Origin of the sequence: Mesorhizobium sp. M7A.F.Ca.US.011.01.1.1, assembly GCF_003998295.1 — a bacterium.
Taxonomy (GTDB): domain Bacteria; phylum Pseudomonadota; class Alphaproteobacteria; order Rhizobiales; family Rhizobiaceae; genus Mesorhizobium.
The window spans coordinates 1-3415 of sequence record NZ_RZRT01000133.1 but is presented as its reverse complement, the minus strand read 5'-3'; the positions used below and the strand labels follow the sequence as shown (position 1 = coordinate 3415).

3 protein-coding genes and 1 pseudogene are annotated in these 3415 nt (G+C 59.1%); all 4 read left to right on the top strand.

The features are described 5' to 3' along the window. Positions 1 to 888: LLM class flavin-dependent oxidoreductase (locus EOA13_RS36660; protein WP_164780593.1), on the top strand; the 888-nt coding region annotated here is incomplete at its 5' end. 83 nt (positions 889 to 971) lie between these two features. After that, the gene (locus EOA13_RS36655) at positions 972 to 2147 is read left to right on the top strand and encodes a substrate-binding domain-containing protein (RefSeq protein ID WP_127297992.1); all 1176 of its coding nucleotides are present in this window, start codon (positions 972 to 974) and stop codon (positions 2145 to 2147) included. A 101-nt stretch (positions 2148 to 2248) separates the two neighbouring features. Further along, positions 2249 to 3169 (top strand): ABC transporter permease, encoded by a 921-nt coding sequence (locus tag EOA13_RS36650; RefSeq protein ID WP_127297991.1) that lies wholly within the window; start codon positions 2249 to 2251, stop codon positions 3167 to 3169. A gap of 5 nt (positions 3170 to 3174) precedes the next feature. Then, positions 3175 to 3415: pseudogene (locus EOA13_RS36645) on the top strand (ABC transporter permease); the annotation flags it as partial.

Here is a 3415-nt window from a genome sequence, read left to right as displayed (position 1 = left end):
GGCGTCCTGACCCTGCCGCAGCATCATCCTGCGCGCCTTGCCGGACAGATCGCGCAGTTCGATCACCTGTCTGAGGGTCGTTTCATCATGGGTGTGGGTCCAGGCGGTCTCGTCACCGACATGGAATTGTTCGGCACCAGCGAGAAGAACCGCGCCGAGATGACCACCGAGTCGATCTCGATCATCCAAAAAATCTGGGCGTCCGATCCTCCCTACAACATCAAGGGCAAGTACTGGGATGTCGTGGTCGAGAAGACCCTTATCCCGAGCCTCGGTTTTGGCCCGATGCTGAAGCCATACCAGAAGCCGGGTCCGGAACTCGCCATCTCTGTCATGAGCCCCTCTTCTTCGAGCGCCCGTCAGGCGGGCGAACAGGGATGGAGCATCGTTTCGGCGAACTTCACGCCTGTCGCCAACGTCAAGACACATTGGGATCAGTACGTCATCGGCTGCGAAAAGGCTGGCAAGCGTCCAGACCGCAACAAGTGGCGCATCGCCCGTTCGATCCTCGTCACCGATTCCGATCAGGAAGCCCAAGAATACCTGGCCAACGACACGTCGTCGTACCGCTGGTACTACGAATACATCGTCGAGGACATGAAGGCGTTCAAGCTTCTCGGCGTTCTCAAGCCAAGCATGAACACCCTGGACAGCGACATCACGGTCCAGAACTGCCTCGACTGGATGGTCATGTCCGGCTCGCCAAAGACGGTGCTCGACAAGCTCGTCGCGTTCGTCGACGAGGTCGGCGGTCCGTTCGGCGAACTCCTCATGACGCAGAAGGACTGGGATCAGCCCGCCGTCCACAAGCGCTCCATGGAACTGCTTGCCACGGACGTTATGCCGCGCCTGCGCCAGCATTGCGGCACGCTCCAGGCAGCCGAATGAACAACAGATCGAGCGCGCGGGACGCATGTTCCGCGCGACTTGGTGAAGACGGGAACTTCAACAACCAACACTGGGAGCCTAGAATGAATTCCAAGACGACGGACAACAACCTGCCCACCAAGGCGCGCACCGCCGAACTACTCGACAGCATCATGCTGGATCGGCGTCGCTTCCTTATGGGCTCGGCCGCCCTCACCGCGGGCGCGACCCTTGGCGCCTGGGTGCCTGAAGCCCGCGCCGAAATCGGCGGCAACCTCGAAATCATGGCCTGGGAAGGCTACACGATGGAGAAGGAAACCGAAGAATGGCGCAAGCAGCATAACCTCACGGTCCGCGCGGCCATCATGGCCAGCCAGGACGACGTCACCGCCAAGATCGTAGGGGACAACGCCGTCAGGCTCGACGCCGCCGAATATTCGAACGGCTACAACGCGATCTACAACGAGCTCAAGGTCCTTACGCCGCTCGATACGTCCAAGGTGCCGAACTACACCAAGGAAGATATTTATCCTCCCTTCTACCAGGGCGACATGTGGCATTGGGATGAAACCCAGTGGGCTATTCCGTGGTGCTGGGGCCTCGACACTATCGTCATCAATCCGGAACTGGCCGGTACAGAGGTCAAGAGTTACACCGACCTTCTGAAGCCGGAACTCAAGGGCAAGGTCGCGTTCCTGGACAACCCCCTCACCCTTTGGCCACAGATTGCAAAGGTCACCGGGTATGGCGACAAGTTCCCGAACATGACCAAGGATGAACTTACCGACTGCATGGAGAAGCTAAAGCCCTATCGGGACCAGACGAAAGTGTTCGCATCGTCGAACGGTGACGTCATTTCGCTGTTCGCCTCGGGCGAAATCGCGGCTTGCTTCTGCGTCTGGAGCGCCGTTCCGCTCGAGACCGCCAAGCAGAACGTGAAGACTGTCGCGATTTATCCAACGGAAGGCGGCGCAGTCTGGGCCGACGCCTGGTTCATCCCGAAGAATGCCGAGAACATTGACTCCGCCTACGCCTACATCAACCAGGCCCTCGACCCGCAGGTTCAGGCGTCGGTCAGCAAGACGGCGGTCTGCAGCACAGTGTCTAAGAAGGCGGTCCCGCTCATGGACGAGACCACCAAGGCGCTCTTCGACTACGCAAACTTCGACGAGCAGTTCAAGCACATCAGAATCTACGGCCAGCCCCCGCGTACGTCCGACCAGTACGCCACTTACGATGACTGGCTGCAGGTCTGGGCCGACTTCCGGCAGGGCTTCTGATTATGAACCAGCGCGACGGCTTCGCATCCGACGCCGTCGCGTCCTCTCGAATCCGCTGTTCCGCACCTACGACGCGGACAGCGCCTGAGACTGGATTACCGATGGTGACCACCGTAGACTTTATTGACACACCTGATTGGAAGAGGCGAACCATGAAGTCGCCGTTCGTCCTGCCAAGGGGTTTTGGCCTGGCTTCGTTGCCGATGGCGTTCCTGCTTGTCTTCTTCGTCCTGCCCGTAATTATCCTGTTCGTGACGAGCTTCTTCACCGCGCGCTCGTTCGTCATCGAGCCCGTCTGGAACATCCAGAACTACGTCAAGCTGATGAACGCAGCCGGCTTCTGGCAGGCGACCTGGGTGGGCTTGAAGAACGGTTTCTTTACCGCGCTTTTCTCGGTGATCCTTAGCTTTCCCGTGGCCTACTATCTGGTCTACCGCGCGAAATCCAACCTCATTCTCTACCTCGTCCTCCTGTCATGGTTTTCCAGCTACTTGGTGCGCGTCTATGCCTGGCGGACAATCCTCGGCACAAACGGGGTCATCAACTCATTCCTGATGAGCACCGGCATCATCGACAAGCCCCTGGAAATCATCCTCTTCAGCCCGTTCGCCTCCGTGGTAACGCTCATCCACATCATGCTGCCGTTCGCACTCCTCATCCTCGTCTCGGCTATGCGGGAGGTGAAGCAGGACTATCTGGACGCCGCACGCGATCTGGGCGCGTCGGGCACATCCGTCATAGTCAAGGTCATCCTCCCAATGACTTACAAGGGCATCGTCGGCTCCTTCATGTTCAGCTTCATCCTTGCGGCGGGCGACTACGTCACGCCGCAGCTCTTGGGCGGACGTGAGGGCGTGACGAGCGGCCTACTCATCGCCAACCAATTCAGAAGCTCCGGCAACTGGCCATTGGGCTCCGCGATGGCTTTCGTGATGATGGCGACCTTCATCGTCGTCTACGTGGTCTTCGTTCTACTGCTGCGAGGTGCCCGCCTGGCACCTGGCCGACGCTATCACGGGTGATCACGATGTTGCGAACCTACCTCTCAGCCTACCTGTTCTTTCTGTTCGCACCGATCGCGATCATCGTGGCATTCAGCTTCCACAGCACGCCGGCCCTTGTCTTTCCTATCGAGGGCCTCAGCATGCGGTGGTATTCGGAGCTGTTCGCCAATGGCAACTTCGTCTCGTCGCTGCTGAATAGCATCAAGGTCGGAGTCGCGACGTCAGTCATCACCACGGTGCTCGGCACTCTGGCAGCCCTTGCGA